The organism is Pseudomonas nitroreducens, assembly GCF_014204515.1.
In the GTDB taxonomy this organism is placed as follows: Bacteria; Pseudomonadota; Gammaproteobacteria; order Pseudomonadales; family Pseudomonadaceae; genus Pseudomonas; species Pseudomonas nitritireducens_A.
On sequence record NZ_JACHLI010000016.1, the window covers coordinates 140,025 to 165,674 of the forward strand.

At 63.2% G+C, this 25,650-nt stretch carries 22 protein-coding genes and 2 tRNA genes; 23 read left to right on the forward strand and 1 reads right to left on the reverse strand.

Annotated elements, in window-relative coordinates; translation table 11 throughout:
• The first annotated feature begins 73 nt into the window (after nt 1-73).
• The 7 genes from dnaJ (at nt 74) to HNP46_RS19775 (ending at nt 8,226) form a co-directional block, all read left to right on the forward strand.
• Nucleotides 74-1,204: a molecular chaperone DnaJ gene (gene dnaJ / locus HNP46_RS19745; protein WP_184592265.1), complete on the forward strand. Its 1,131-nt coding sequence runs from the start codon at nt 74-76 to the stop codon at nt 1,202-1,204.
• A 79-nt stretch (nt 1,205-1,283) separates the two neighbouring features.
• Nucleotides 1,284-2,090, forward strand: a complete 807-nt coding sequence (gene dapB / locus HNP46_RS19750) for a 4-hydroxy-tetrahydrodipicolinate reductase (RefSeq protein WP_184592267.1) — start codon at nt 1,284-1,286, stop codon at nt 2,088-2,090.
• A gap of 187 nt (nt 2,091-2,277) precedes the next feature.
• Entirely contained in the window at nt 2,278-3,414 is a 1,137-nt protein-coding gene (carA, locus tag HNP46_RS19755) for a glutamine-hydrolyzing carbamoyl-phosphate synthase small subunit (RefSeq protein ID WP_184592275.1), read from the forward strand.
• Nucleotides 3,415-3,443: 29 nt separating this feature from the next.
• A complete protein-coding gene (gene leuE / locus HNP46_RS19760; RefSeq protein WP_026079047.1) occupies nt 3,444-4,097 on the forward strand; it encodes a leucine efflux protein LeuE in 654 nt (217 codons plus the stop codon).
• 19 nt (nt 4,098-4,116) lie between these two features.
• Nucleotides 4,117-7,338, forward strand: a complete 3,222-nt coding sequence (gene carB / locus HNP46_RS19765) for a carbamoyl-phosphate synthase large subunit (RefSeq protein WP_184592282.1) — start codon at nt 4,117-4,119, stop codon at nt 7,336-7,338.
• On the forward strand, nt 7,335-7,811 hold the full coding sequence (gene greA, locus HNP46_RS19770) for a transcription elongation factor GreA (RefSeq protein WP_017518953.1): 477 nt from the start codon (nt 7,335-7,337) through the stop codon (nt 7,809-7,811). The genes carB and greA overlap by 4 nt, the downstream gene beginning before the upstream one ends.
• A gap of 10 nt (nt 7,812-7,821) precedes the next feature.
• Nucleotides 7,822-8,226: a DUF4149 domain-containing protein gene (locus tag HNP46_RS19775; RefSeq protein ID WP_184592317.1), complete on the forward strand. Its 405-nt coding sequence runs from the start codon at nt 7,822-7,824 to the stop codon at nt 8,224-8,226.
• Nucleotides 8,227-8,268: 42 nt separating this feature from the next.
• Here HNP46_RS19775 and HNP46_RS19780 read toward each other — a convergent pair whose 3' ends face one another.
• Entirely contained in the window at nt 8,269-8,583 is a 315-nt protein-coding gene (locus HNP46_RS19780) for a YhbY family RNA-binding protein (RefSeq protein ID WP_184592284.1), read from the reverse strand.
• Nucleotides 8,584-8,661: 78 nt separating this feature from the next.
• Between HNP46_RS19780 and rlmE the strand changes: the two genes are divergently transcribed.
• The 16 genes from rlmE to HNP46_RS19860 all read left to right on the forward strand — a co-directional run bounded on the left by rlmE (nt 8,662) and on the right by HNP46_RS19860 (nt 25,341).
• Nucleotides 8,662-9,285 (forward strand): 23S rRNA (uridine(2552)-2'-O)-methyltransferase RlmE, encoded by a 624-nt coding sequence (rlmE, locus tag HNP46_RS19785; RefSeq protein WP_045216738.1) that lies wholly within the window; start codon nt 8,662-8,664, stop codon nt 9,283-9,285.
• A 201-nt stretch (nt 9,286-9,486) separates the two neighbouring features.
• On the forward strand, nt 9,487-11,406 hold the full coding sequence (gene ftsH, locus HNP46_RS19790; protein ID WP_184592286.1) for an ATP-dependent zinc metalloprotease FtsH: 1,920 nt from the start codon (nt 9,487-9,489) through the stop codon (nt 11,404-11,406).
• A gap of 9 nt (nt 11,407-11,415) precedes the next feature.
• Nucleotides 11,416-12,282: a dihydropteroate synthase gene (folP, locus tag HNP46_RS19795; protein ID WP_184592288.1), complete on the forward strand. Its 867-nt coding sequence runs from the start codon at nt 11,416-11,418 to the stop codon at nt 12,280-12,282.
• Nucleotides 12,279-13,619, forward strand: a complete 1,341-nt coding sequence (glmM, locus tag HNP46_RS19800) for a phosphoglucosamine mutase (protein WP_184592290.1) — start codon at nt 12,279-12,281, stop codon at nt 13,617-13,619. The genes folP and glmM overlap by 4 nt, the downstream gene beginning before the upstream one ends.
• Before the next feature lie 65 nt (nt 13,620-13,684).
• Nucleotides 13,685-14,440: a triose-phosphate isomerase gene (gene tpiA / locus HNP46_RS19805; protein WP_184592292.1), complete on the forward strand. Its 756-nt coding sequence runs from the start codon at nt 13,685-13,687 to the stop codon at nt 14,438-14,440.
• A 2-nt stretch (nt 14,441-14,442) separates the two neighbouring features.
• Nucleotides 14,443-14,835: a preprotein translocase subunit SecG gene (gene secG, locus HNP46_RS19810; RefSeq protein ID WP_017518945.1), complete on the forward strand. Its 393-nt coding sequence runs from the start codon at nt 14,443-14,445 to the stop codon at nt 14,833-14,835.
• Nucleotides 14,836-14,851: 16 nt separating this feature from the next.
• A tRNA-Leu gene (locus tag HNP46_RS19815) sits at nt 14,852-14,937 on the forward strand.
• A gap of 92 nt (nt 14,938-15,029) precedes the next feature.
• Nucleotides 15,030-15,106 (forward strand) — tRNA-Met (locus HNP46_RS19820).
• A 126-nt stretch (nt 15,107-15,232) separates the two neighbouring features.
• A complete protein-coding gene (gene rimP, locus HNP46_RS19825) occupies nt 15,233-15,691 on the forward strand; it encodes a ribosome maturation factor RimP (protein ID WP_184592295.1) in 459 nt (152 codons plus the stop codon).
• A 45-nt stretch (nt 15,692-15,736) separates the two neighbouring features.
• The gene (gene nusA, locus HNP46_RS19830) at nt 15,737-17,218 is read left to right on the forward strand and encodes a transcription termination factor NusA (protein ID WP_184592297.1); all 1,482 of its coding nucleotides are present in this window, start codon (nt 15,737-15,739) and stop codon (nt 17,216-17,218) included.
• A gap of 27 nt (nt 17,219-17,245) precedes the next feature.
• Nucleotides 17,246-19,774 carry a translation initiation factor IF-2 gene (gene infB / locus HNP46_RS19835; protein ID WP_184592299.1) on the forward strand — a complete coding sequence of 843 codons (2,529 nt, stop codon included), beginning with the start codon at nt 17,246-17,248 and terminating at the stop codon, nt 19,772-19,774.
• Between the two features lie 106 nt (nt 19,775-19,880).
• Nucleotides 19,881-20,267, forward strand: coding sequence for a 30S ribosome-binding factor RbfA (rbfA, locus tag HNP46_RS19840; protein ID WP_045216758.1), 387 nt, complete (start codon nt 19,881-19,883; stop codon nt 20,265-20,267).
• Nucleotides 20,268-20,270: 3 nt separating this feature from the next.
• Nucleotides 20,271-21,185, forward strand: a complete 915-nt coding sequence (gene truB / locus HNP46_RS19845; protein WP_184592301.1) for a tRNA pseudouridine(55) synthase TruB — start codon at nt 20,271-20,273, stop codon at nt 21,183-21,185.
• 98 nt (nt 21,186-21,283) lie between these two features.
• Nucleotides 21,284-21,553 (forward strand): 30S ribosomal protein S15, encoded by a 270-nt coding sequence (gene rpsO / locus HNP46_RS19850; protein ID WP_045216763.1) that lies wholly within the window; start codon nt 21,284-21,286, stop codon nt 21,551-21,553.
• A gap of 169 nt (nt 21,554-21,722) precedes the next feature.
• On the forward strand, nt 21,723-23,828 hold the full coding sequence (pnp, locus tag HNP46_RS19855) for a polyribonucleotide nucleotidyltransferase (RefSeq protein ID WP_184592303.1): 2,106 nt from the start codon (nt 21,723-21,725) through the stop codon (nt 23,826-23,828).
• Between the two features lie 94 nt (nt 23,829-23,922).
• The gene (locus HNP46_RS19860; protein WP_184592305.1) at nt 23,923-25,341 is read left to right on the forward strand and encodes a DUF4013 domain-containing protein; all 1,419 of its coding nucleotides are present in this window, start codon (nt 23,923-23,925) and stop codon (nt 25,339-25,341) included.
• Nucleotides 25,342-25,650: the final 309 nt, after the last annotated feature.

Genomic DNA, 25,650 nt, shown 5'->3' on the forward strand with positions numbered 1-25,650 from the left:
ATGAAACGTCACGCGGGGGCTTGCTCCCGCGTTGGCGTGTCTGGGGGAAAGGTTTTCAAGGTGCAAAGAATTTATGGCCAAACGTGATTTTTACGAGGTACTGGGTGTCGAGCGCGGCGCCAGCGAAGCGGACCTGAAGAAGGCCTATCGCCGGCTCGCCATGAAGTTCCACCCGGACCGCAATCCCGGCGACAAGGAAGCCGAGGACAAATTCAAGGAGGCCAACGAGGCGTACGAGGTCCTGTCCGACGCCAGCAAGCGTGCGGCCTATGACCAGTACGGCCATGCCGGCGTCGACCCGCAGATGGGTGGCGGCGGTGCGGGCTTCGGTGGCGCGAGCTTCTCCGACATCTTCGGTGATGTCTTCAGCGACTTCTTCGGTGGCAGTGGCGGTCGTGGCGGCTCCCGTGGCGGTCCGGCGCGCGGCGCCGACCTGCGCTACACCCTCGATCTGGACCTGGAAGACGCGGTTCGCGGCACCACCGTGACCATCCGTGTTCCGACCCTGGTCGGCTGCAAGACCTGCAGCGGCAGCGGCGCCAAGCCCGGTACCACGCCGGTCACCTGTACCACCTGCGGTGGTATCGGTCAGGTGCGCATGCAGCAGGGCTTCTTCTCGGTGCAGCAGACCTGCCCGCGCTGCCATGGCAGCGGCAAGATGATCACCGACCCCTGTGGCTCGTGCCATGGCCAGGGCCGCGTGGAAGAGCACAAGACCCTGTCGGTGAAAGTCCCGGCCGGCGTCGATACCGGTGATCGCATCCGTCTCACTGGCGAAGGCGAAGCCGGCGCCCACGGTGGCCCGGCGGGCGACCTGTACGTGGTGGTGAACGTGCGCGAGCACGACATCTTCCAGCGCGACGGCAAGCACCTGTACTGCGAAGTGCCGATCAGCTTCGCCGACGCTGCCCTGGGTGGCGAGCTGGAAGTGCCGACCCTGGATGGCCGCGTCAAGCTGAAGATCCCCGAGGGCACCCAGACCGGCAAGCTGTTCCGCCTGCGCGGCAAGGGCGTCGCTCCAGTGCGCGGTGGCGGTGCCGGCGACCTGATGTGCCGCGTCGTCGTGGAGACCCCGGTGCAGCTGGACAAGCGTCAGCGCGAGCTGCTCGAAGAGTTCCGCAATACCCTGCAGGGCAACTCTTCCAATTCGCCGAAGGCCAGTGGCTGGTTCGAAGGCATGAAGCGCTTCTTCGACGATCTTTAACTTCGGCGGCAGGTGGCAGGCGGCAGGCTTCAGGAGCTCGGCGCCTGCAGCCTGCAGCCAACAGCCTGGAGCTGTTTTTATGCGACGTATAGCCGTAATGGGCGCCGCCGGGCGCATGGGCAAGACCCTGATCGAGGCGGTCCAGCAGACCAATGGCAGTGCCGGCCTGACCGCGGCGGTCGATCGCCCGGACAGTACGCTGGTCGGCGCCGACGCGGGTGAGCTGGCCGGCCTGGGCCGCATCGGTGTGCCGCTGTCGGGCGACCTGGCCAAGGTGGTCGACGAGTTCGACGTGCTGATCGACTTCACCCACCCGACCGTCACCCTGAAGAACCTGGAAGTCTGCCGCAAGGCCGGCAAGGCCATGGTTATCGGCACCACTGGTTTCTCCGCGGCGGAGAAGGAGCTGCTCAGCGAAGCAGCGAAGGACATCCCGATCGTCTTCGCGGCCAACTACAGCGTTGGTGTGAACCTCTGCCTGAAGCTGCTCGATACCGCTGCCCGCGTGCTGGGCGACGACGTGGACATCGAGATTCTCGAAGCGCACCACCGCCACAAGGTCGACGCGCCGTCCGGCACTGCACTGCGCATGGGCGAAGTGGTCGCCAATGCGCTGGGTCGTGATCTGGAGAAGGTGGCCGTGTACGGTCGCGAAGGCCAGACCGGCGCCCGTCCGCGTGAGACCATCGGCTTCGCCACCGTGCGTGCCGGCGACGTGGTGGGCGATCACACCGTGCTGTTCGCCGCTGATGGCGAGCGCGTGGAAATCACCCACAAGGCTTCGAGTCGCATGACCTTCGCTCGCGGCGCCGTGCGTGCCGCGCAATGGCTGGAAGGGCAGGCCAATGGCCTGTACGACATGCAGGACGTTCTCGGCCTGCGCTGAGCGGCATGGCCGTACGTCGTGCAAAAGGTGGACCAGGATGTCGCATTTCTGTAAACTACAGCTTTAGTGTGTCCACTAAAAGTAGCGCAGCATGATCACATAAAAAGCGGGATGACTTCTTCAGATGTCATCCCGCTTTTTTACAATCTGCGCACGCCCAGCCAGGCTTGAACTACGGGAGGTCTTCTTGACTAAGCCAGCCATACTTGCACTTGCCGACGGCAGCGTTTTTCGCGGTGAAGCCATCGGCGCCGACGGCCATACCGTCGGAGAGGTGGTGTTCAACACCGCCATGACCGGCTACCAGGAAATCCTCACCGATCCTTCCTACGCCCAACAGATCGTCACCCTGACCTACCCGCACATCGGCAACACCGGCACCACGCCCGAGGACGCCGAGTCGAACAAGGTCTGGGCCGCCGGCCTGATCATCCGTGACCTGCCGCTGCTGTCCAGCAGCTGGCGCGACAAGCAGTCCCTGCCGGACTACCTGAAAGAGAATGGCACCGTTGCCATCGCCGGCATCGATACCCGCCGCCTGACCCGCATCCTGCGCGAGAAGGGTTCGCAGAACGGCTGCATCCTGGTCGGCGACGACGCCACCGAGGAAAAGGCCCTCGAACTGGCGCGCGGCTTCCCGGGCCTGAAGGGCATGGACCTGGCGAAAGTCGTTTCCTCCACCGAGCGCTACGAGTGGCGTTCCAGCGTGTGGAACCTGGAAACCGACAGCCATCCGGACATCGCTGCTGCCGACCTGCCGTACCACGTGGTCGCCTACGATTTCGGCGTGAAGCTGAACATCCTGCGCATGCTGGTCGCCCGCGGCTGCCGCCTGACCGTGGTGCCGGCGCAGACCCCGGCCAGCGAAGTGCTCGCCCTGAATCCGGACGGCATCTTCCTCTCCAACGGCCCTGGCGACCCTGAGCCGTGCGACTACGCCATCCAGGCCATCCGCGAGTTTCTCGACACCGAGATCCCGGTGTTCGGCATCTGCCTGGGCCACCAGTTGCTGGCCCTGGCCTCCGGCGCCAAGACCCTGAAGATGGGCCACGGCCACCACGGTGCCAACCACCCGGTGCAGGACCTGGATTCGGGCGTGGTGATGATCACCAGCCAGAACCACGGTTTCGCCGTCGATGAAGGCAGCATGCCGGCCAACCTGCGCGCCACCCACAAGTCGCTGTTCGACGGCACCCTGCAGGGTATCGAACGCACCGACAAGGTGGCCTTCAGCTTCCAGGGTCACCCGGAAGCCAGCCCAGGCCCGCACGACGTGGCTCCGCTGTTCGACCGCTTTATCGCGGCGATGGCCGAGCGTCGCTGAGTACGAGCTCGAAGAGGTAGAAGAAGATGATGCCGACCCTGGGAATCACCGACCTCTGGACCTACGTCCTGGGTACGTTGTTCATCGTCCTGCTGCCGGGGCCGAACTCGCTGTTCGTCCTCGCCACCGCCGCCCAGCGCGGCGTGGCTTCGGGCTACCGGGCGGCGAGTGCGGTGTTCCTCGGCGATGCGATCCTGATGTTCCTCTCGGCGCTGGGTATCGCCTCGGTCCTCAAGGCCGAGCCGATGCTGTTCCTGGGCCTGAAGTACGTCGGCGCCGCCTACCTGTTCTACCTGGGTATCGGCATGCTCCGCGGCGGCTGGCAGAAGCTGCGCCACCCGCTGGAAGCGGCCGCCGCGCCGGCCAAGGAAGTGGACGTCAACCAGCCGTTCCGCAAGGCGCTGCTGCTGAGCCTGTCCAACCCCAAGGCGATCCTCTTCTTCATTTCCTTCTTCATCCAGTTCGTCGACCCGGGTTACGCCTATCCCGGCCTGTCGTTCCTGGTGCTGGGCACGATCCTCGAGATCATCAGCGCCCTGTACCTGAGTTTCCTGATTTTCTCCGGTGTGCGTCTGGCGGCCTGGTTCCGTCGGCGGCAACGGCTGGCTGCCGGCGCCTCGAGCGGCGTCGGCGCCCTGTTCGTCGGCTTTGGCGTGAAGCTGGCCAGCGCAACCCTTTCCTGAATATTGCAACGAGAGTCCCATGCCCAAGCGTACAGACATCAAGAGCATCCTGATCCTCGGCGCCGGCCCGATCGTCATCGGCCAGGCCTGCGAGTTCGACTACTCCGGCGCACAGGCCTGCAAGGCCCTGAAGGAAGAAGGCTTCCGTGTCATCCTGGTGAACTCCAACCCGGCCACCATCATGACCGACCCGGCCATGGCCGACGCCACCTACATCGAGCCGATCAAGTGGCAGACCGTCGCCAAGATCATCGAGAAGGAGCGCCCTGATGCGCTGCTGCCGACCATGGGCGGCCAGACCGCTCTGAACTGCGCCCTGGACCTGGAGCGCCACGGCGTGCTCGAGCAGTTCGGCGTGGAAATGATCGGCGCCAACGCCGACACCATCGACAAGGCCGAAGACCGTTCGCGCTTCGACAAGGCCATGCGCGACATCGGCCTGGCCTGCCCGCGCTCGGGCATCGCCCACAGCATGGAAGAAGCCTACGGCGTGCTGGAGAAGGTCAACTTCCCGTGCATCATCCGTCCGTCCTTCACCATGGGCGGCACCGGTGGCGGCATCGCCTACAACCGCGAAGAGTTCGAGGAAATCTGCACCCGTGGTCTGGACCTGTCGCCGACCAACGAGCTGCTGATCGACGAATCGCTGATCGGCTGGAAGGAATACGAGATGGAGGTTGTCCGCGACAAGAAGGACAACTGCATCATCGTCTGCGCCATCGAGAACTTCGACGCGATGGGCGTGCACACCGGTGACTCGATCACCGTCGCGCCGGCGCAGACCCTGACCGACAAGGAATACCAGATCATGCGCAACGCCTCGCTGGCGGTGCTGCGTGAGATCGGCGTGGAAACCGGCGGTTCCAACGTGCAGTTCGGCATCTGCCCGAACACCGGCCGCATGGTCGTGATCGAAATGAACCCGCGCGTGTCGCGTTCCTCGGCGCTGGCCTCCAAGGCCACCGGCTTCCCGATCGCCAAGATCGCCGCCAAGCTGGCCGTCGGCTACACCCTCGACGAGCTGCAGAACGACATCACCGGCGGTCGCACCCCGGCGTCCTTCGAGCCGGCGATCGACTACGTCGTCACCAAGATCCCGCGTTTCGCCTTCGAGAAATTCCCGAAGGCCGACGCCCGCCTGACCACCCAGATGAAATCCGTGGGTGAAGTCATGGCCATCGGTCGTACTTTCCAGGAGTCCATGCAGAAAGCCCTGCGCGGCCTGGAAGTGGGCGCCACCGGTTTCGATCCCAAGGTCGACCTGAGCAATCCCGAGGCCGAAGGCATCCTCAAGCGCGAGCTGAGCGTGCCAAACGCCGACCGCATCTGGTACATCGCCGACGCCTTCCGTGCCGGCAAGAGCATTGCCGAAGTCTTCGCCCTGACCCATGTCGATGAATGGTTCCTGGTGCAGATTGAAGACCTGGTCAAGGACGAGGAGCGCGTGAAGACCCTGGGTCTGTCCGCCATCGACCGCGACCTGATGTACAAGCTCAAGCGCAAGGGCTTCTCCGATGCGCGCCTGGCTACCCTGCTGGGTGTGACCGAGAAGAACCTGCGCAACCATCGCCACAAGCTCAAGGTGCTGCCGGTGTACAAGCGCGTGGATACCTGCGCCGCCGAATTCGCCACCGACACCGCCTACATGTACTCGACCTACGAGGAAGAGTGCGAGGCCAATCCGTCGAACCGCGACAAGATCATGATCCTGGGCGGCGGTCCGAACCGCATCGGCCAGGGCATCGAGTTCGACTACTGCTGCGTACACGCTGCGCTGGCCATGCGTGAAGACGGTTACGAGACCATCATGGTCAACTGCAACCCGGAAACCGTCTCCACCGACTACGACACGTCCGATCGCCTGTACTTCGAGCCGGTGACCCTGGAAGACGTGCTGGAAATCGTCCGCGTCGAACAGCCCAAGGGCGTCATCGTCCAGTACGGCGGCCAGACCCCGCTGAAACTCTGCCGCGCCCTGGAAGAAGCCGGCGTGCCGATCATCGGCACCAGCCCGGACGCCATCGACCGTGCCGAAGACCGCGAGCGCTTCCAGCAGATGGTCCAGCGCCTGAACCTGCGCCAGCCGGCCAACGCCACCGCGCGCAGCGAAGACCAGGCCCTGGAGCTGTCGAAGAACATCGGCTACCCGATGGTGGTGCGCCCGTCCTACGTACTGGGCGGCCGCGCGATGGAAATCGTCTACCAGGAAGAAGAGCTCAAGCGCTACATGCGCGAAGCCGTGAAGGTCTCCAACGACAGCCCGGTGCTGCTGGACCGCTTCCTCAACTGCGCCATCGAAGTCGACATCGATGCGGTGTGCGACGGCGAGACCGTGGTGATCGGCGCGATCATGCAGCACATCGAACAGGCTGGCGTGCACTCCGGTGACTCCGCCTGCTCGCTGCCGCCGTACTCGCTGCCCGAGCACATCCAGGACGAGATCCGCGAGCAGGTCAAGAAGATGGCCCTGGAGCTGGGCGTGGTCGGTCTGATGAACGTGCAGATGGCCGTGCAGGGCGAGGACATCTACGTGATCGAGGTGAACCCGCGCGCGTCCCGTACCGTGCCGTTCGTCTCCAAGTGCATCGGCGAATCCCTGGCCAAAGTTGCGGCCCGCGTCATGGCTGGCAAAACCCTGGCCGAAGTCGGCTTCACCCAGGAGGTGATCCCGCCGTACTATAGCGTCAAGGAAGCGGTGTTCCCGTTCGCCAAGTTCCCCGGCGTCGACCCGATCCTCGGCCCAGAGATGAAATCCACGGGCGAGGTCATGGGGGTCGGCGACAGCTTCGGTGAGGCATTCGCCAAGGCCCAGCTGGGCGCCAGCGAAATCCTGCCGAACGCCGGTTGCGCCTTCATCAGCGTCCGCGAGGACGACAAGCCGCAAGCTGTTCAGGTCGCCCGCGACCTGGTCGCGCTGGGCTTCGAGGTGGTCGCCACCGCCGGTACCGCCAAGGTGATCGAGGCCGCCGGCCTGCCGGTGCGTCGCGTGAACAAGGTGACCGAGGGCCGTCCCCACGTGGTCGACATGATCAAGAACGACGAAGTCACTCTGATCATCAACACCACCGAAGGTCGCCAGTCCATCGCTGACTCGTACTCCATCCGTCGTAACGCCCTGCAGCACAAGATCTACTGCACCACCACCATCGCGGCGGGGCAGGCGATCTGTGAGGCGCTCAAGTTCGGTCCCGAGAAGACCGTTCGCCGTCTGCAGGATCTCCATGCAGGGATCAACGCATGAGCAAATTTCCAATGACCGTCCAGGGCGCTCGCGCCCTGGAAGAAGAACTGAAATACCTGAAGACCGTTCTGCGTCCGCAGATCACCCAGGCCATCGCCGAAGCGCGTGAACTGGGCGACCTCAAGGAAAACGCCGAATACCACGCGGCTCGTGAGCAGCAGGGCATGTCCGAGGCGCGCATCCGCGACATCGAGGCCAAGCTGTCCAACGCGCAGATCATCGACGTGACCACCATTCCGCACAGCGGCAAGGTGATCTTCGGCACCACCGTGGATATCGCCAACGTCGAGACCGACGAGACCGTGACCTACCAGATCGTCGGCGACGACGAGGCGGACATCAAGAACAGCAAGATCTCGGTCAACTCGCCGATCGCCCGTGCGCTGATCGGCAAGACCGAAGGCGATGCGGTCCTGGTGAAAACCCCAGGCGGCGACGTCGAGTACGAGATCGTTGAAGTCCGCCACGCCTGATCGGCAATCGCTGAACGCAGGCACCGTCAGTTGGCTGCTGGCCCAGACATTCTGGGTCGGCGGTCTCTGGCTGCTGCAGTTCGTGGTGCTGCCGGCGCTGGACAGGATCGGCCTGGCGCCGCTGCTGGTGGAGACCGTCGCTGACGGGCTGAAGCCGTTGCTGCTGGGTTTTGCCGGATTCTGCGTGCTGCTCCAGGCCCTGGTGCTCTGGCAGGCGCGCGGGCTCGCTGCCTTCACTCGCGAAACGCGGGGGCAGGTGCTGCTCACCGTGCTGGTGATGGCGGCGGTTTATTTCGTGGTGCGCCAGGTCGCGCCGGACGCTCAGCGCTGGCTGCTGTTCAACTACCTGGTGGTGGCGCTGTGCGGACTGCTGCTGGTGCTGCAACCGGCGCCGGGGCGGGACGAACGGAGCTGACGCGGCGGAGCCTTGCCGGCTCCGCGCTACCGGGCTTGACTGTCAGAGACCGCTGTAACGGCTGATGTTCGACAGGTTCTTGTTCGGCTTGGGATTGCGACGATAGATCAGCGCCATCTTGCCGATGCTCTGCACCAGTTCGCAGCTACCGTTCTGGCAGAGTTCGTCGATCAGCGCACGACGATCGTCGCGTTCGGCGACACGGAACTGCACCTTGATCAGTTCATGATCGTTGAGCGCACGCTCAAGCTCGGCCATCACACCTTCCGAAAGACCGTTTTCAGCAACGGTCAATACGGGTTTCAGGTGATGCCCGATAGATTTGAACTGCTTTTTCTGCTCCTGAGAGAGCGCCATAATCTGACCCCTGGGAAAAAGGCGGATATTCTACCCGAGTTTCGGTACTACCGGGATGCCGCTCAGACGAGGTAATACGTGGCCCGTTCCAAGACTAGCCATCGCTGGCTGAAAGAACATTTCGACGATCCGTACGTGAAGATGGCACAGCGCGACGGCTATCGCTCGCGCGCCAGCTACAAGCTGCTGGAAATCCAGGAGAAGGATCGCATTCTGCGCCCCGGCATGACCGTGGTCGACCTCGGCGCTGCGCCGGGCGGCTGGTCGCAGGTCACCAGCCGGGTGATCGGCGACAAGGGTACCCTGATCGCCTCCGACATCCTGCCGATGGACAGCATTCCGGACGTCACCTTCATCCAGGGTGACTTCACCGAGGACGAGGTTTTTGCCCAGTTGCTCGAGGCCATCGGAGAAAATCCGGTAGACCTTGTGATTTCCGATATGGCCCCCAATATGAGTGGATTGCCCGCCGTGGACATGCCTCGTGCGATGTTCCTCTGCGAGCTGGCCCTAGACCTGTGCACCCGTGTGCTGCGTCCGGGCGGCGATTTCCTGATCAAGATCTTCCAGGGTGAGGGTTTCGACGCTTACCACAAGATGGTTCGCGAGAACTTCGAGAAGGTGCAGATGCGCAAACCGCTGTCGTCCCGCGACCGTTCGCGGGAGCAGTATCTGCTCGCACGAGGCTTTCGCGGCGCCTAGACTGGAATGATTGGGCGGGCTTCTGGTCTATGCCTGGCAGGTTTTGCTTGTGCCGGTGAAAGCCGGGGTTCATAAAGGGTTACAGACGGCGCCTGCCTGGCGGCGGGCGTTGTGTAGTAATTTTGGCCGGAAGGAGTCTGGCCGTCGTGAGAAGCGGTTTCCAGGGCGGAGCCGGCTTCAGAGGGTAGTCAATTGAACGACATGGCAAAGAACCTGATCCTGTGGCTGATCATCGCGGCGGTACTGGTCACCGTGATGAACAACTTCTCCAGCCCGAGCGAGCCGCAGACGCTCAACTATTCCGACTTCATCCAGCAGGTGAAGGACGGCAAGGTCGAGCGCGTGACCGTCGACGGCTACGTCATCACCGGCAAGCGCCAGGATGGTGACACCTTCAAGACCATCCGCCCGGCGATCCAGGACAACGGCCTGATCGGTGACCTGGTCAACAACAACGTGGTTGTCGAAGGCAAGCAGCCCGAGCAGCAGAGCATCTGGACGCAGCTCCTGGTAGCCAGCTTCCCGATCCTGGTGATCATCGCCGTCTTCATGTTCTTCATGCGCCAGATGCAGGGCGGCGGCGGTGGCCGCGGCGGCCCGATGAGCTTCGGCAAGAGCAAGGCGCGCCTGTTGTCGGAAGACCAGGTGAAGACCACCTTCGCCGACGTTGCCGGTTGCGACGAGGCCAAGGAAGAAGTCAGCGAGCTGGTGGAATTCCTCCGCGATCCGGGCAAGTTCCAGCGCCTGGGCGGCCGTATCCCCCGCGGCGTGCTGATGGTCGGCCCGCCCGGTACCGGTAAGACCCTGCTGGCCAAGGCCATCGCCGGCGAAGCCAAGGTACCGTTCTTCACCATTTCCGGTTCGGACTTCGTGGAAATGTTCGTCGGCGTGGGCGCCTCGCGCGTTCGCGACATGTTCGACCAGGCCAAGAAGCACGCCCCCTGCATCATCTTCATCGACGAGATCGACGCCGTCGGCCGCCATCGTGGCGCCGGCCTGGGCGGCGGTCACGACGAGCGCGAACAGACCCTCAACCAGTTGCTGGTGGAGATGGACGGCTTCGAGATGAATGACGGCATCATCGTCATCGCCGCGACCAACCGTCCGGACGTGCTCGACCCCGCGCTGCTGCGTCCGGGCCGCTTCGACCGCCAGGTGGTGGTCGGCCTGCCGGACATCCGTGGTCGCGAGCAGATCCTCAAAGTGCACATGCGCAAGGTGCCGCTGGGCGACAACGTCGATCCGGCCGTCATCGCGCGCGGTACCCCGGGCTTCTCCGGTGCCGACCTGGCCAACCTGGTCAACGAGGCTTCGCTGTTCGCTGCCCGTTCCAACAAGCGCATCGTCGACATGCGTGAGTTCGAACTGGCCAAGGACAAGATCATGATGGGCGCCGAGCGCAAGACCATGGTCATGTCCGAGAAAGAGAAGAAGAACACCGCGTTCCACGAAGCCGGTCACGCCATCGTTGGGCGCCTGGTTCCGGAGCACGACCCGGTCTACAAGGTTTCCATCATTCCGCGCGGCCGCGCCCTGGGCGTGACCATGTTCCTGCCGGAAGAGGATCGCTACAGCCTGTCCAAGCGCGCGCTGGAAAGCCAGATCTGCTCGCTGTTCGGTGGTCGTATCGCCGAAGAGATGACCCTGGGCTTCGAGGGTGTGACCACCGGCGCCTCCAACGACATCATGCGTGCCACCCAGCTGGCGCGGAACATGGTGACCAAGTGGGGTCTGTCGGAAAAACTCGGTCCGCTGATGTACGCGGAAGAAGAGGGCGAAGTCTTCCTCGGCCGTAGCGCCGGTGGCCAGCACTCGAACATCTCGGGTGAGACCGCCAAGCTGATCGACCAGGAAGTGCGGCGCATCATCGACGACTGCTACGGCACCGCCAAGCGCCTGCTGGAAGAGAATCGCGACAAGCTCGACATGATGGCCGACGCGCTGATGAAGTACGAAACCATCGACGCCGACCAGATCGACGACATCATGGCCGGCCGTACCCCGCGCGAACCGCGTGACTGGCAGGGCGGCAATTCCGGCTCCTCGGGCTCGGCCACTGCGCCGCGTGACGAGGGCGGTCGCCAGGACAACCCGATTGGCGGGCCTGCCGGCGAACACTGAGAGCACTGAATGAGTTCGTTGTACCACCCGACCCGGTTGCCTTGCGGCAACCGGGTTCTTGATTTAAGCCGCCCGCACGTCATGGGCATCCTCAATGTCACCCCTGATTCCTTCTCCGATGGCGGGTGCTTCAACCAGCTCGACGTGGCGTTGCGCCATGCGGCGGAAATGGTCGAAGCGGGCGCCACGCTGATCGATATCGGTGGCGAGTCCACCCGTCCCGGTGCTCGCGTGGTATCGCCCACCGAGGAGTTGGAACGGGTCGCGCCGGTGGTCGAGGCCATCGCTCGCGAGCTGGACGTGGTCATTTCCGTGGATACGTCCACGCCCTCGGTGATGCGCGAAACCGCTCGCCTGGGAGCGGGGCTGATCAATGATGTGCGCTCGCTGCAGCGCGACGGCGCCCTGGACGCGGCAGCCGATACCGGCCTGCCGGTCTGCCTGATGCACATGCGCGGGGAGCCGGGGAATATGCAGGACGACCCGCGCTACCCGGATATCCTCGAGGAGGTCCGTGGTTTTCTCGATGAGCGGCTGGCGGCTTGCGAAGCCGTGGGCATTGCCCGCGAGCGCATTGTCCTCGATCCTGGCTTCGGTTTTGCCAAGACCCAGAGCCATAACCTCAACCTGTTCCGCCAGATGGAGCAGTTGCTCGACATGGGCTGCCCGATCCTGGTCGGCGTGTCCCGCAAGAGCATGATCGGCCGCGCATTGCAGCGTGAGGTCGGCGAAAGACTTTACGGCAGCCTTGCCCTGGCCGCCCTGGCAGTGAGCAAGGGCGCCAGCATCATCCGGGTGCACGATGTGGCCCAGACAGTAGACGTAGTGCGAATGATCCACGCGGTGGAAAGCGCAAGAGAAGGAGTGCAGCAATGAGCAGGAAGTATTTCGGCACCGATGGTATCCGTGGCCGCGTCGGTACGCCGCCGATCACGCCGGACTTCGTGCTCAAGCTGGGCTGGGCTGTCGGCATGGCCTTCCGTCAGCAGGGCAAGTGCCGTGTGCTGGTGGGCAAGGACACGCGCATCTCCGGCTACATGTTCGAGTCGGCCCTGGAGGCCGGCCTGTCCGCCGCAGGCGCTGACGTGATGCTGCTCGGCCCGATGCCGACGCCGGGTATCGCCTACCTGACCCGCACCTTCCATGCCGAGGCCGGCATCGTCATCAGTGCCTCGCACAATCCGCACGACGACAACGGCATCAAGTTCTTCTCCGGCCAGGGCACCAAGCTGCCCGATGAAGTCGAGCTGATCATCGAGGAGCTGCTCGATGCGCCGATGACCGTGGTCGAGTCTGCCCGTTTGGGCAAGGTGTCGCGGATCAACGACGCCGCAGGCCGCTACATCGAGTTCTGCAAGAGCAGCGTGCCGTCGAACACCAGCTTCGCCGGGCTGCGCATCGCCTTGGATTGCGCCCACGGTGCGACCTACAAGATTGCTCCCAACGTGTTCCGTGAGCTGGGCGCCGAAGTCTTCGTCATTGGTGCCGAGCCCAACGGCCTGAACATCAACGACAAGTGCGGTTCCACCCACATGGGGGCTCTGCAGGAAGCGGTGCTGGCGCAGCACGCCGATATCGGCATCGCTTTCGACGGCGACGGTGACCGCGTGATGATGGTCGATCACACCGGCACCATCATCGACGGAGACGAAATCCTCTACCTCATCGCCCGTGACCTGCTTGATCGCGGCAAGCTGCATGGCGGCGTGGTCGGTACGCTGATGAGCAACCTGGGGCTGGAACTGGCGCTGCAGGAACTGAACATTCCGTTCGTGCGCGCCAAGGTCGGCGACCGTTACGTGATGTCCGAGCTGCAGGCGCGCGATTGGCAGCTGGGCGGTGAGAATTCTGGTCACGTGGTCTGCTGCCAGCACACCACCACCGGTGATGCGATCATCGCGGCGCTGCAGGTGTTGATGGCGCTCAAGACCCGCGGCCAGACCCTGGCCGAAGCGCGCATGGGCATCCGCAAGTGCCCGCAGGTGCTGATCAACGTGCGCTTTGCCGGCAGCGATGTCGATCCGCTGGAACATCCGGCAGTCAAGGACGCCTGCGCCAGGGTCACCGAAGAGATGGCTGGCCGTGGCCGCGTCCTGCTGCGCAAGTCCGGCACCGAACCGCTGGTCCGAGTGATGGTGGAAGGTGACGAGGAGACTCGTGTGCGTGCCTACGCCGAGCAGCTGGCAAAAGTCGTTACAGAGGTATGTGCTTGATTTCTCTTGTCAGTTCCAAAAGCGTCGAGTAATATCTGCGCCCACTTTGCTCAGCGAGGTACAGCATGCGTCGACCCTTGGTGGCCGGTAATTGGAAAATGCACGGTACCCGCTCCAGCGTCACGGAGCTGATCAAAGGCCTGCGTCAACTGGCTCTTCCCACGGGTGTCGATGTGGCGGTGTTTCCGCCCTGTCTGTACATCAACCAGGTCGTACAAGGTCTGGATGGAAAGGCAGTTGCCGTCGGTGCGCAGAATTGCGCGGTTGAGCCGATGCAGGGTGCCTTGACGGGCGAGATCGCAGCCAGCCAATTGGCGGATGCGAGCTGCTCCCTGGTGCTGGTGGGTCATTCCGAGCGTCGCCTGATCCTGGGCGAGAACGATGGGGTGATCAGCCGCAAGTTTGCAGCGGCTCAGTCGTGTGGCCTGGTTCCGATCCTGTGCGTGGGTGAAACCCGCGAGCAGCGTGAGGCGGGCAAGACTCTTGAGGTTGTCGGGCGCCAGTTGGGCTCGGTGATCGAGGATCTGGGTGTCGGGGCTTTCTCCCGCGCCGTTGTGGCTTACGAGCCGGTATGGGCAATCGGGACGGGGCTGACCGCTTCTCCTGAGCAGGCCCAGGAAGTACATGCGGCGATTCGCGCGCAGATCTCGGCGGAAAACGCAGAGGTGGCCCGCGGCCTTCGTCTCCTGTACGGCGGCAGTGTCAAGGCCGCCAACGCTGTCGAGCTTTTCGGCATGCCGGATATCGATGGGGGGCTCATTGGTGGAGCTTCCCTGAATGCAGATGAGTTCGGTGCGATCTGTCGCGCCGCAGGAAACTGAAGATGCTGGAAACAGTTGTAATCGTGATTCACCTGCTGATGGCGCTGGGTCTGGTTGTGCTGGTCCTGCTTCAGCAAGGCAAGGGGGCCGACGCGGGTGCGTCGTTTGGTGCCGGCGCTTCGGGTACTGTTTTTGGTAGCCAGGGTTCGGCTACCTTCCTGAGTCGCTTCACTGCTGTACTGGCTGCAGTTTTTTTCATTACCAGCTTGGGTTTAGCGTATTTTGCTAAAGAAAAAGCTGATATAATTCGTCACGCTGGGCTTCCTGATCCAGCGGTGATGGAGCAGAAGCAGGAACAAGCTCCGGCAGCTAGCGATGTGCCGGGCGCGCAAGGGCAACCTCAAGCCCCTGCAGGCGGTAACGGCGACGTTCCGGCGGCTCCTGAGCAGAAGTAAGCAGGCAAGAGTTTTTGCCGAGGTGGTGGAATTGGTAGACACGCTACCTTGAGGTGGTAGTGGCCATAGGCTGTAGGGGTTCGAGTCCCCTCCTCGGTACCATATACGAAAAGGCCCGCTGTGCGGGCCTTGTCGTTTCGGTGTTTCGGTTGACCTTGAAGGGGCTCGACCGTATAATTTCGCACCAGCTTTGACGCGGGATGGAGCAGTCTGGTAGCTCGTCGGGCTCATAACCCGAAGGTCGTTGGTTCAAATCCAGCTCCCGCAACCAGTTTGGCAGAGCCCCTTTTCAGGGGCTTTTTGCTAGCTGGACAGTCCGTGCCGCCAGAGTAGGGCGGTCCTTAAGGATGGGCGTTTCGCCCATTTTTTATTTCTACAGCATACGCGAGGCGATCAGGTGTCGAGCAAGCTAGAACAGTTGCAGGCCTTGTTGGCCCCTGTAGTAGAAGCGCTCGGCTATGAGTGCTGGGGCCTTGAATACATTTCCCAAGGTCGCCATTCCCTGCTCCGGGTTTATATCGATCGTCCGGAAGGCATCCTGATCGATGACTGCGAGATCGTCAGTCGTCAGGTCAGCGGCATCCTGGATGTGGAAGACCCGATCACCGGCGAGTACACCCTGGAGGTGTCGTCGCCCGGCATGGATCGGCCACTCTTCACACTTGAACAGTTCGCCCGCTATGTCGGCGAGCAGGTGAAGATCAAGCTGCGCACGCCCTTCGAAAGGCGGCGCAATTTCCAGGGCATTCTCCGTGGTGTGGAGGAGCAGGATGTGGTGGTCCTGGTGGATGACCATGAATACCTGCTGCCGGTCGACTCGATCGACAAGGCCAACATCATTCCCCGATTTGAGTGAGCCGCCAGAGCGCGGATTCCAATGGATTGAAAGGCGAGGCGTACGATGAGCAAAGAAGTACTGCTGGTTGTTGAGTCGGTATCCAACGAGAAGGGTGTACCGCCTGGCGTGATTTTCGAAGCGCTGGAGCTGGCCCTGGCGACCGCGACCAAAAAGCGTTTCGAGGACGAGGTTGACCTGCGCGTGGAAATCAACCGCGCCAACGGCAACTACGAAACCTTCCGTCGCTGGACCATCGTCGAGGACGAGGACTACTCCAACCCGGCATCGGAACTGACCGTCGAAGACGTGCAGGAAGATCATCCGGGCATGAAGGCCGGCGCGGTCATCGAAGAGAAGATCGAGTCCATCGAGTTCGGTCGCATTGCCGCCCAGACCGCCAAGCAGGTCATCGTGCAGAAGGTCCGCGAGGCCGAGCGCGCCCAGGTGGTCGACGCCTACCGCGAGAAGGTCAACGAGATCATCTCCGGTACCGTGAAGAAAGTGACTCGCGACAACGTGATCGTCGACCTGGGCAACAACGCCGAAGCGCTGCTGGCCCGCGACCAGATCATCCCGCGCGAGACCTTCCGCGTTGGCACCCGCGTGCGTGCCCTGCTCAAGGAAATCCGCAGCGAGAACCGCGGTCCGCAGCTCGTCCTGTCGCGTACCGCGCCGGAAATGCTGATCGAGCTGTTCCGCATCGAAGTACCGGAAATCGCCGAGCAACTGATCGACGTGATGGCCGCCGCCCGTGATCCGGGTTCGCGCGCCAAGATCGCCGTTCGCTCCAAGGACAAGCGTATCGACCCGCAGGGCGCCTGCATCGGTATGCGTGGTTCCCGCGTCCAGGCCGTCTCCGGCGAACTGGGCGGCGAGCGCGTGGACATCGTCCTGTGGGACGACAACCCCGCGCAGTTCGTGATCAACGCCATGGCTCCGGCCGAAGTGGCGGCGATCATCGTCGACGAAGATACCCACACCATGGATATCGCCGTCGCCGAGGACAACCTGGCACAGGCCATCGGCCGTAGTGGCCAGAACGTCCGTCTGGCCAGCCAGCTCACCGGCTGGACCCTGAACGTGATGACCGAGGCCGATATCCAGGCCAAACAGCAGGCTGAAACTGGCGACATCCTGCAGCGCTTCGTCGACGAGCTGGATGTCGATGAAGAACTCGCCCAGGTTCTGGTGGAAGAAGGTTTCACCACCCTGGAAGAGATTGCCTACGTACCGATGGAAGAGATGCTCAACATCGACGGCTTTGACGAGGACATCGTCAATGAGCTGCGCTCGCGCGCCAAGGACCGTCTGCTGACCAAAGCCATCGCCACTGAAGAGAAACTCGCTGACGCACAACCTGCCGAAGACCTGCTCAGCCTCGATGGCATGACCAAAGAGCTGGCCGTTGACCTGGCACTGCGTGGCGTAACCACCCGTGAAGATCTTGCCGAGCAGTCTATTGACGACCTGCTCGACATCGACGGCATGGACGAAGAGCGTGCCGGCAAGTTGATCATGGCCGCCCGGGCCCATTGGTTCGAGTAAGCATTCGCGGCCTGAGGAGAGAAGTGCATGACGCAAGTCACGGTGAAAGAACTGGCCAAGACGGTCGATACGCCGGTGGAGCGCCTGCTGCTGCAGATGCGTGAAGCGGGTCTGCCCCATAACGATGCCGAGCAGGTAGTGACCGACAGCGAGAAACAGGCGCTGCTGGCCCACCTGAAGGGCAGCCATGGTGATCGCGCGGAAGAGCCGCGCAAGATCACCCTGCAACGCAAGACCACCTCGACCATTCGGGTCGCTGGCAGCAAGACCGTCAGCGTCGAGGTCCGCAAGAAGAAGACCTACGTCAAGCGCGATCCCGCGGAAGTCGAGGCCGAACGCCAGCGTGAGCTGGAAGAACAGCGTGCCGCTGAAGAAGCTGCTCGTCTGAAGGCCGAGGAAGAGTCCCGTCAGCGCGCTGCCGCAGAAGAGGCCCGTCGTCAGGCGGACGCCGCTCGCCAGGCCACTGACACTGCGCCTGCTGCTGTCGCTCCGGTTGCTGCCGATGCGCCGCGTGCCGCGGCTCCTGCGCCGGCTGCTCCGGCCGCTGCTGCTCCTGCTGCGGATGGCCACAAGAAGGAAGAGCCTCGTCGTGCTCCCAAGCGCGATGACGAAGACGAGCGCCGTGATCGCAAGCATGCGCAGCATCGCCCGTCGATCAAGGAAAAGGAAAAGACCACCGCGCCGCGCGTTGTGCGCAGTGGTGGCGACGACGACGACAGCTTCGGCCGTCGCGGCGGTGGCCGCGGCAAGGGCAAGCTGAAGAAGCGTAACCAGCACGGGTTCCAGAGCCCGACAGGACCGATTGTGCGTGAAGTGAATATCGGCGAGACCATCACCGTGGGCGAGCTCGCTGCCCAGATGTCGGTGAAGGGCGCCGAGGTCGTCAAGTTCATGTTCAAGATGGGCACCCCGGTGACCATCAACCAGGTACTCGACCAGGAGACCGCCCAGCTGATCGCCGAAGAACTCGGCCACAAGGTCAAGCTGGTCAGCGAGAACGCCCTGGAAGAGCAACTGGCCGAATCCCTGAAGTTCGAAGGTGAGGCGGTTTCCCGCGCGCCGGTCGTGACCGTCATGGGCCACGTCGACCACGGCAAGACCTCGCTGCTCGACTACATCCGTCGTGCCAAGGTGGCAGCTGGCGAAGCCGGCGGCATCACCCAGCACATCGGCGCCTACCACGTGGAAACCGACCGCGGCATGGTCACCTTCCTCGACACCCCCGGCCACGCCGCGTTCACCGCGATGCGTGCCCGTGGTGCCCAGGCGACCGACATCGTCATCCTCGTGGTGGCAGCGGACGACGGCGTGATGCCGCAGACCCAGGAAGCCGTGCAGCACGCGAAAGCGGCTGGCGTGCCGATCGTGGTCGCGGTGAACAAGATCGACAAGCCCGATGCCAACCCGGACAACATCAAGAACGGCCTGGCCGCTCTGGACGTGATCCCGGAAGAGTGGGGCGGCGATGCTCCGTACGTCCACGTCTCCGCGAAGATGGGTACCGGCGTCGACGAGCTGCTCGAAGCCGTGCTGCTGCAGGCTGAAGTACTCGAACTCAAAGCCACTCCGTCGGCCCCGGGCCGTGGCGTGGTGGTCGAGTCGCGTCTGGACAAGGGCCGTGGCCCGGTAGCCACCGTGCTGGTCCAGGACGGCACCCTGCGTCAGGGCGACATGGTTCTGGTCGGCGTCAACTACGGCCGCGTCCGTGCGATGCTCGACGAGAACGGCAAGCCGATCAAGGAAGCCGGTCCGTCCATTCCGGTCGAGATCCTCGGCCTGGATGGCACCCCGGACGCCGGTGACGAGATGACCGTGGTCGCCGACGAGAAGAAGGCCCGCGAAGTCGCTCTGTTCCGCCAGGGCAAGTTCCGCGAAGTGAAACTGGCCCGTGCCCACGCCGGCAAGCTGGAAAACATCTTCGAGAACATGGGCCAGGAAGAGAAGAAGACCCTCAACATCGTGCTCAAGTCCGATGTCCGTGGTTCGCTGGAAGCCCTGCAGGGCTCGCTCAGCGGCCTGGGCAACGACGAAGTGCAGGTTCGCGTGGTCGGTGGCGGCGTCGGTGGTATCACCGAGTCCGATGCCAACCTGGCGCTGGCCTCCAACGCGGTGCTGTTCGGCTTCAACGTCCGTGCTGACGCCGGTGCGCGCAAGATCGTCGAGTCCGAAGGCCTCGACATGCGTTACTACAACGTGATCTACGACATCATCGAAGACGTCAAGAAAGCCCTGACCGGCATGCTCGGCAGCGATGTTCGCGAGAACATCCTGGGTATCGCCGAAGTGCGTGACGTGTTCCGTTCGCCGAAGTTCGGCGCGGTCGCCGGCTGCATGGTCACCGAGGGTCTGGTGCACCGCAACCGTCCGATCCGTGTCCTGCGCGACGACGTGGTCATCTTCGAAGGCGAGCTGGAATCCCTGCGTCGCTTCAAGGATGACGTCTCCGAAGTGCGTGCCGGCATGGAATGCGGTATCGGCGTGAAGAGCTACAACGACGTGCGCGTCGGCGACAAGATCGAAGTGTTCGAGAAGGTCGAAGTCGCTCGTACTCTGTAAGGGTATTCGAGCGTGAACGCAGCGCCCGGGCCGGCTTTCCAGTCGTCCCGGGCGTTTGCCGCTTTCAGGCCAGGAGCCTCGTGGCTCGGGCAAGCAGGTTAGAAAAATGGCTAAAGAGTACAGCCGTACCCAGCGTATCGGCGACCAGATGCAGCGCGAACTGGCGCTGCTGATCCAGCGTGAAATCAAGGACCCGCGCCTTGGCCTGGTGACCATCACCGGTGTCGATGTGGCCCGCGACCTGTCCCATGCCAAGGTGTACGTCACCGTAATGGGCCAGGACGACAACGCCGAAGTGGTGAAGCAGAACACCAGCATCCTCAACGATGCTGCCGGCTTCCTGCGCATGCAGCTGGGCAAGGCGATGAAGCTGCGCACCGTGCCGCAACTGCACTTCAGCTACGACGCCAGCATCCGCCGTGGTGCCGAGCTGTCGGCGCTGATCGAGCGCGCAGTGGCTGCCGATCGTCGCGGCGGCGATTCCGAGGAGTAACGCGTGGCCCAGGTGAAACGCATTCGCCGTGCGGTCAACGGTGTGCTGATTCTTGACAAGCCCCTGGGCATGAGCTCCAACCAGGCCCTGCAGAAGGTGCGCTGGCTGCTCAATGCCGAGAAGGCCGGGCATACCGGCAGCCTCGATCCGCTGGCCACCGGCGTGCTGCCGTTGTGCTTTGGCGAGGCGACCAAGTTCTCCCAGTACCTGCTCGATGCCGACAAGGCCTACGAGACCATCGCCCTGCTGGGCACCACGACCACCACCGGCGATGCCGAAGGTGAGGTGCTCGAGCAGCGCGAAGTGACCGCCGGTCGGGAAGCTGTCGAGGCCCAGTTGCCGCGCTTCCGTGGCGACATAGAGCAGGTGCCGCCGATGTACTCGGCCCTGAAGAAGGACGGCCAGCCGCTGTACAAGCTGGCCCGTGCAGGAGAGGTAGTGGAGCGCGAGGCGCGTTCTGTTACTATTGCGCGCCTGGAAATGCTCGCGTTCGAGTCGCCCCGTGCGACCCTGGCGGTTTCCTGCAGCAAGGGCACCTATATTCGCACCCTGGTTGAAGACCTCGGCCGCGAACTCGGTTGTGGCGCACACGTCGCCGCCCTGCGCCGGACACAGGCAGGTCCCTTCCAGCTGAACCAGTCGGTGACGCTGGAGGAACTCGAGAAAGCCCATGCCGAGGGTGGCAACGAAGCCCTCGACCGCTTCCTGCTGCCGGTGGATGCCGGCCTGGAGCACTGGCCGCTGCTGCAGTTGTCCGAGCACAGCGCCTATTACTGGCTGCATGGTCAGCCGGTACGCGCCCCGGATATGCCGAAGTTCGGCATGCTGCGGGTGCAGGATCATGAAGGCCGTTTCATCGGTATCGGTGAAGTGGTCGAAGACGGGCGCCTGGCGCCGCGTCGACTGATTCGGTCTTAAGGCCGAAACCGAGGGTGGCTGTCAGCAGGCACGGTCACTCCTCTTACTATGAACACAGGGAGAAGTCCCTGGCCTGTTACCTCAGAGGAAGCCCCATCATGGCACTGAGCGTCCAAGAAAAAGCCCAGATCGTTAACGAGTACAAGCAAGCTGAAGGCGACACCGGTTCCCCGGAAGTGCAGGTTGCACTGCTGTCCGCCAACATCAACAAGCTGCAGGACCACTTCAAGGCCAACGGCAAAGACCACCACTCCCGTCGTGGCCTGATCCGTATGGTTAACCAGCGTCGTAAGCTGCTGGACTACCTGAAGGGCAAGGACACCTCTCGTTACAGCGCCCTGATCGGTCGCCTGGGCCTGCGTCGCTAAGACGGCAAGCCTGAAGTGGGAAGCTGGGAGTCCGGGGTCGATGGGCGGTGTATACCGCTCATCGGCCCTGGCTCCCGGCTTTCTCGCTTTTACAGGGAATGAAAACGGGTCCGACTCCCGGCATTTCCACCATTTCCCCCAAGGCAACTAAAGCGAAGGTAGAGAAACCGTGAACCCGGTAACCAAGAAATTCCAGTTCGGTCAGTCGACCGTCACCCTCGAGACTGGCCGCATCGCCCGCCAGGCCACCGGCGCTGTCCTGGTCACCATGGACGACGTCACCGTGCTCTGCACCGTGGTGGGCGCCAAGCAGGCCGACCCGAGCAAGAGCTTCTTCCCGCTCTCCGTGCACTACCAGGAGAAGACCTACGCAGCCGGCCGCATCCCCGGTGGTTTCTTCAAGCGTGAAGGCCGTCCTTCCGAGAAGGAAACCCTGACCTCGCGCCTGATCGACCGTCCGATCCGTCCGCTGTTCCCGGAAGGCTTCATGAACGAAGTGCAGGTCGTCTGCACCGTCGTTTCCACCAACAAGAAGTCCGATCCGGACATCGCTGCCATGATCGGCACCTCCGCCGCCCTGGCGATCTCCGGCATTCCGTTCGCCGGCCCGATCGGTGCAGCCCGCGTTGGCTTCCACCCGGAAATCGGCTACATCCTCAACCCGACCTACGAGCAGCAGCAGAGCTCCAGCCTCGACATGGTCGTGGCCGGTACCTCCGACGCCGTGCTGATGGTTGAATCCGAAGCCGACGAGCTGACCGAAGACCAGATGCTGGGCGCCGTTCTGTTCGCCCACGAAGAATTCCAGGCGGTTATCCGCGCTGTTGCCGAACTGGCCACCGAAGCCGGCAAGCCGACCTGGAACTGGTCCGCTCCGGTCGAGAACACCGCTCTGGTCAACACCATCAAGGCCGAGTTCGGTGCTGCCATCTCCGAGGCTTACACCATCACCATCAAGCAGGATCGCTACGCGGCCCTGGACGCCCTGCGCGAAGAGATCGTCGCCAAGTTCGCCGGTGAAGGCGAAGGCCAGTTCTCCGCTGGTGAAGTCAAGGAAGTCTTCGGTCTGCTGGAATACCGCACCGTTCGCGAGAACATCGTCAACGGCAAGCCGCGTATCGACGGCCGCGACACCCGCACCGTACGCCCGCTGCGTATCGAAGTCGGCGTACTGGGCAAGACCCACGGTTCGGCGCTGTTCACCCGTGGCGAAACCCAGGCCCTGGTCGTTGCCACCCTCGGCACCGCCCGTGATGCGCAGCTGCTGGACACCCTGGAAGGCGAGCGCAAAGACCCCTTCATGCTGCACTACAACTTCCCGCCGTTCTCGGTAGGCGAGTGTGGCCGCATGGGCAGCGCTGGTCGTCGTGAAATCGGCCACGGCCGTCTGGCCCGTCGCAGCGTCGCGGCCATGCTGCCGACCCAGGACGAGTTCCCCTACACCATCCGTGTGGTTTCCGAGATCACCGAGTCCAACGGCTCCAGCTCCATGGCTTCGGTCTGCGGCGCTTCCCTGGCTCTGATGGACGCCGGTGTACCGGTCAAGGCGCCGGTTGCCGGTATCGCCATGGGCCTGGTGAAGGAAGGCGAGAAGTTCGCCATCCTGACCGACATCCTGGGTGACGAAGACCACCTGGGCGACATGGACTTCAAGGTCGCCGGTACCGACAAGGGCGTTACCGCCCTGCAGATGGACATCAAGATCAACGGCATCACCGAAGAGATCATGGAGATCGCCCTGGGCCAGGCCCTGGAAGCTCGCCTGAACATCCTCGGCCAGATGAACCAGATCATCGCCGCTCCGCGCGCCGAGCTGTCGGAAAACGCTCCGACCATGATCCAGATGAAGATCGACACCGACAAGATCCGCGACGTCATCGGCAAGGGCGGCGCCACCATTCGCAGCATCTGCGAAGAGACCAAGGCTTCGATCGACATCGAAGACGATGGCAGCGTGAAGATCTACGGCGAAACCAAGGAAGCTGCCGAGGCCGCCAAGCAGCGCGTCCTGGGTATCACCGCGGAAGCCGAGATCGGCAAGATCTACGTCGGCAAGGTCGAGCGCATCGTGGACTTCGGTGCCTTCGTCAACATCCTGCCGGGCAAGGATGGTCTGGTGCACATCTCGCAGATCAGCGACAAGCGCATCGACAAGGTCACCGACGTTCTGCAGGAAGGCCAGGAAGTCAAAGTCCTGGTTCTGGACGTCGACAACCGTGGCCGCATCAAGCTGTCCATCAAGGACGTCGCCGCTGCTGAAGCCTCTGGCGTGTAAGCGATCGGTGAAATGAAAGAGGGCCCCTTGCGGGCCCTCTTTTTTTGCCTGGAGAATGCGCCATTCGCCGATCTCGCTCCAAGGATGCCCCGAGATGGACAAGCGTTACTGCCACTACCACAGCGCCCAGCCCGCGACCTGGCATTGCCAGCCTTGCGAGCGTCATTACGGCGACTGCTGCATTCCCCTCAATGCCGACGCTCCGGAGTACGCGCCGGCGTGCCCGCTGTGCCGTGGCCATCTGCGCTTCCTCGGCGCGGCAAATACCGCGCAACCCTTCTGGGAGCGCCTGCCGAAGTTCTTCGCCTACGCCTTCCAGACCGGTCCGCTGGCCTTCTGTGCCTTGCTGGCCCTGGCCTGTGTGTTCATGCCGAAGATCTTCCTGCTGTGGATCGCGCTGCTCAGCGTGGCGACCAAGTACCTGCACAGCGTGATCGAAGCGGCGAGCTTCGGCGGCCAGGACGCCCCCGGCCTGCTGGAGGCCTTCAGTGCCGACAGCCTGCGCACCTTCTTCCAGCAACTGGCGGTGTTCCTGATCGCCCTGGTGCTGCTGTGGATCGCGGCGGACTTCCACAGCGAGGCGATCTACTGGGCGGTCAATATCGCCATCATGCTGGTGCTGCCGGCGAGCATCATCCGCCTGTCCCTGGACAAGAGCCTGGGGGCGGCGCTCAGCCCTGCCGAGGTGGGCCAGGTGATCGCCGCCATGGGCTGGCGCTACCTGATCCTCTGTGTGTTCCTGTTCATCCTCTGGCAATCGCCCACCTACGTGGGCTGGCTGCTGTCCCACGGCCTGCCGCGGGTGGTGATGGTGCCAGTGGTGGCGGCGCTGACCGGTTATTTCAGCGTGGTGATGTGCGCCATGATGGGCTATGCGGTGTTCCAGTATCAGGGCGAGCTGGGCTACGTGTCGGCCGGCGAGGATGCGCCTGCCGGGTTTGCCGCGCCGGAATGGCATCGCCGCAAGGCGTTGGCCGAGGCCGAGGTGCGGGTCAAGGAAGGGCAGACCGGCGCCGCCCTGGAGATCCTGCTGGCAGCCCTGCGCGAAGGCCGCCAGGACCTCAAGCTCAACGAGCGCTACCACCAGTTGCTGTTCGCCACCCACGATCGGGCGGAATGCCTGAACCACCTGCCGCACTACCTGGCGCTGGCCAGCCGGCTCAATCCGCAGCTGGCCGCCAATGCCTTCCTCAATGCCCGACAGCTGCAGGCCGACTACCTGCCGGAGGACCCTTCGGTCTGCGAACGCCTGGCCGAGGTCCTGCTGCAGCGGCACAAGGCGCGCGAAGGCCTGAGCCTGCTGCGCAACCTGCACAAGCGCTTCCCGGACTATCCCGGCATTCCCCGCGCCTACCTGCTCGCCGCGCGCGGCTTCTCCGAGGAGCTCGGGCAGGTCGAGCCGGCCCAGCAGTTGCTGGCGTTCATCCGCCAGCGCTACCCGGCGTTCGAGCAGATGGGCGAAGTGGTTCAACTCGAAGCGGTGCTGGCCAAGTTGGGCAAAAAGTCCGGATGAAGATCATGCAACTTGCATGAAGCGCAACGGCGGGCTGTGCAAACTGCAAGCGGGGCGGGAGTTTGATTAAATTGTAAGTTGCTGATTTAAAAGGTTTTTACTGAATTCAAAAAGCTGGCACAGGCCTTGCGATAGTCCTTGTGCAACTGCTGCCAGGCACGGGCCGCAGTTTTCCAATAATTCAGGAGAAATCGCCATGAAACGTTTCAACAAACGTAAGCGCTTGATTGACGACGTCCTTGCGATGCGAGTAGGCGCAGTTACTCAGTCGCGTTGAGGATCCAGGGCAGCAGGGCTTCATAGTCCTCG

Coding starts and splice junctions, on each gene's coding strand:
- dnaJ (WP_184592265.1), top strand. CDS start 74: ATGGCCAAACGTGATTTTTACGAGGTACTGGGTGTCGAGCGCGGCGCC.
- dapB (WP_184592267.1), top strand. CDS start 1,284: ATGCGACGTATAGCCGTAATGGGCGCCGCCGGGCGCATGGGCAAGACC.
- leuE (WP_026079047.1), top strand. CDS start 3,444: ATGCCGACCCTGGGAATCACCGACCTCTGGACCTACGTCCTGGGTACG.
- carB (WP_184592282.1), top strand. CDS start 4,117: ATGCCCAAGCGTACAGACATCAAGAGCATCCTGATCCTCGGCGCCGGC.
- greA (WP_017518953.1), top strand. CDS start 7,335: ATGAGCAAATTTCCAATGACCGTCCAGGGCGCTCGCGCCCTGGAAGAA.
- HNP46_RS19780 (WP_184592284.1), bottom strand. CDS start 8,583: ATGGCGCTCTCTCAGGAGCAGAAAAAGCAGTTCAAATCTATCGGGCAT.
- ftsH (WP_184592286.1), top strand. CDS start 9,487: ATGGCAAAGAACCTGATCCTGTGGCTGATCATCGCGGCGGTACTGGTC.
- folP (WP_184592288.1), top strand. CDS start 11,416: ATGAGTTCGTTGTACCACCCGACCCGGTTGCCTTGCGGCAACCGGGTT.
- glmM (WP_184592290.1), top strand. CDS start 12,279: ATGAGCAGGAAGTATTTCGGCACCGATGGTATCCGTGGCCGCGTCGGT.
- tpiA (WP_184592292.1), top strand. CDS start 13,685: ATGCGTCGACCCTTGGTGGCCGGTAATTGGAAAATGCACGGTACCCGC.
- secG (WP_017518945.1), top strand. CDS start 14,443: ATGCTGGAAACAGTTGTAATCGTGATTCACCTGCTGATGGCGCTGGGT.
- nusA (WP_184592297.1), top strand. CDS start 15,737: ATGAGCAAAGAAGTACTGCTGGTTGTTGAGTCGGTATCCAACGAGAAG.
- infB (WP_184592299.1), top strand. CDS start 17,246: ATGACGCAAGTCACGGTGAAAGAACTGGCCAAGACGGTCGATACGCCG.
- rbfA (WP_045216758.1), top strand. CDS start 19,881: ATGGCTAAAGAGTACAGCCGTACCCAGCGTATCGGCGACCAGATGCAG.
- rpsO (WP_045216763.1), top strand. CDS start 21,284: ATGGCACTGAGCGTCCAAGAAAAAGCCCAGATCGTTAACGAGTACAAG.
- HNP46_RS19860 (WP_184592305.1), top strand. CDS start 23,923: ATGGACAAGCGTTACTGCCACTACCACAGCGCCCAGCCCGCGACCTGG.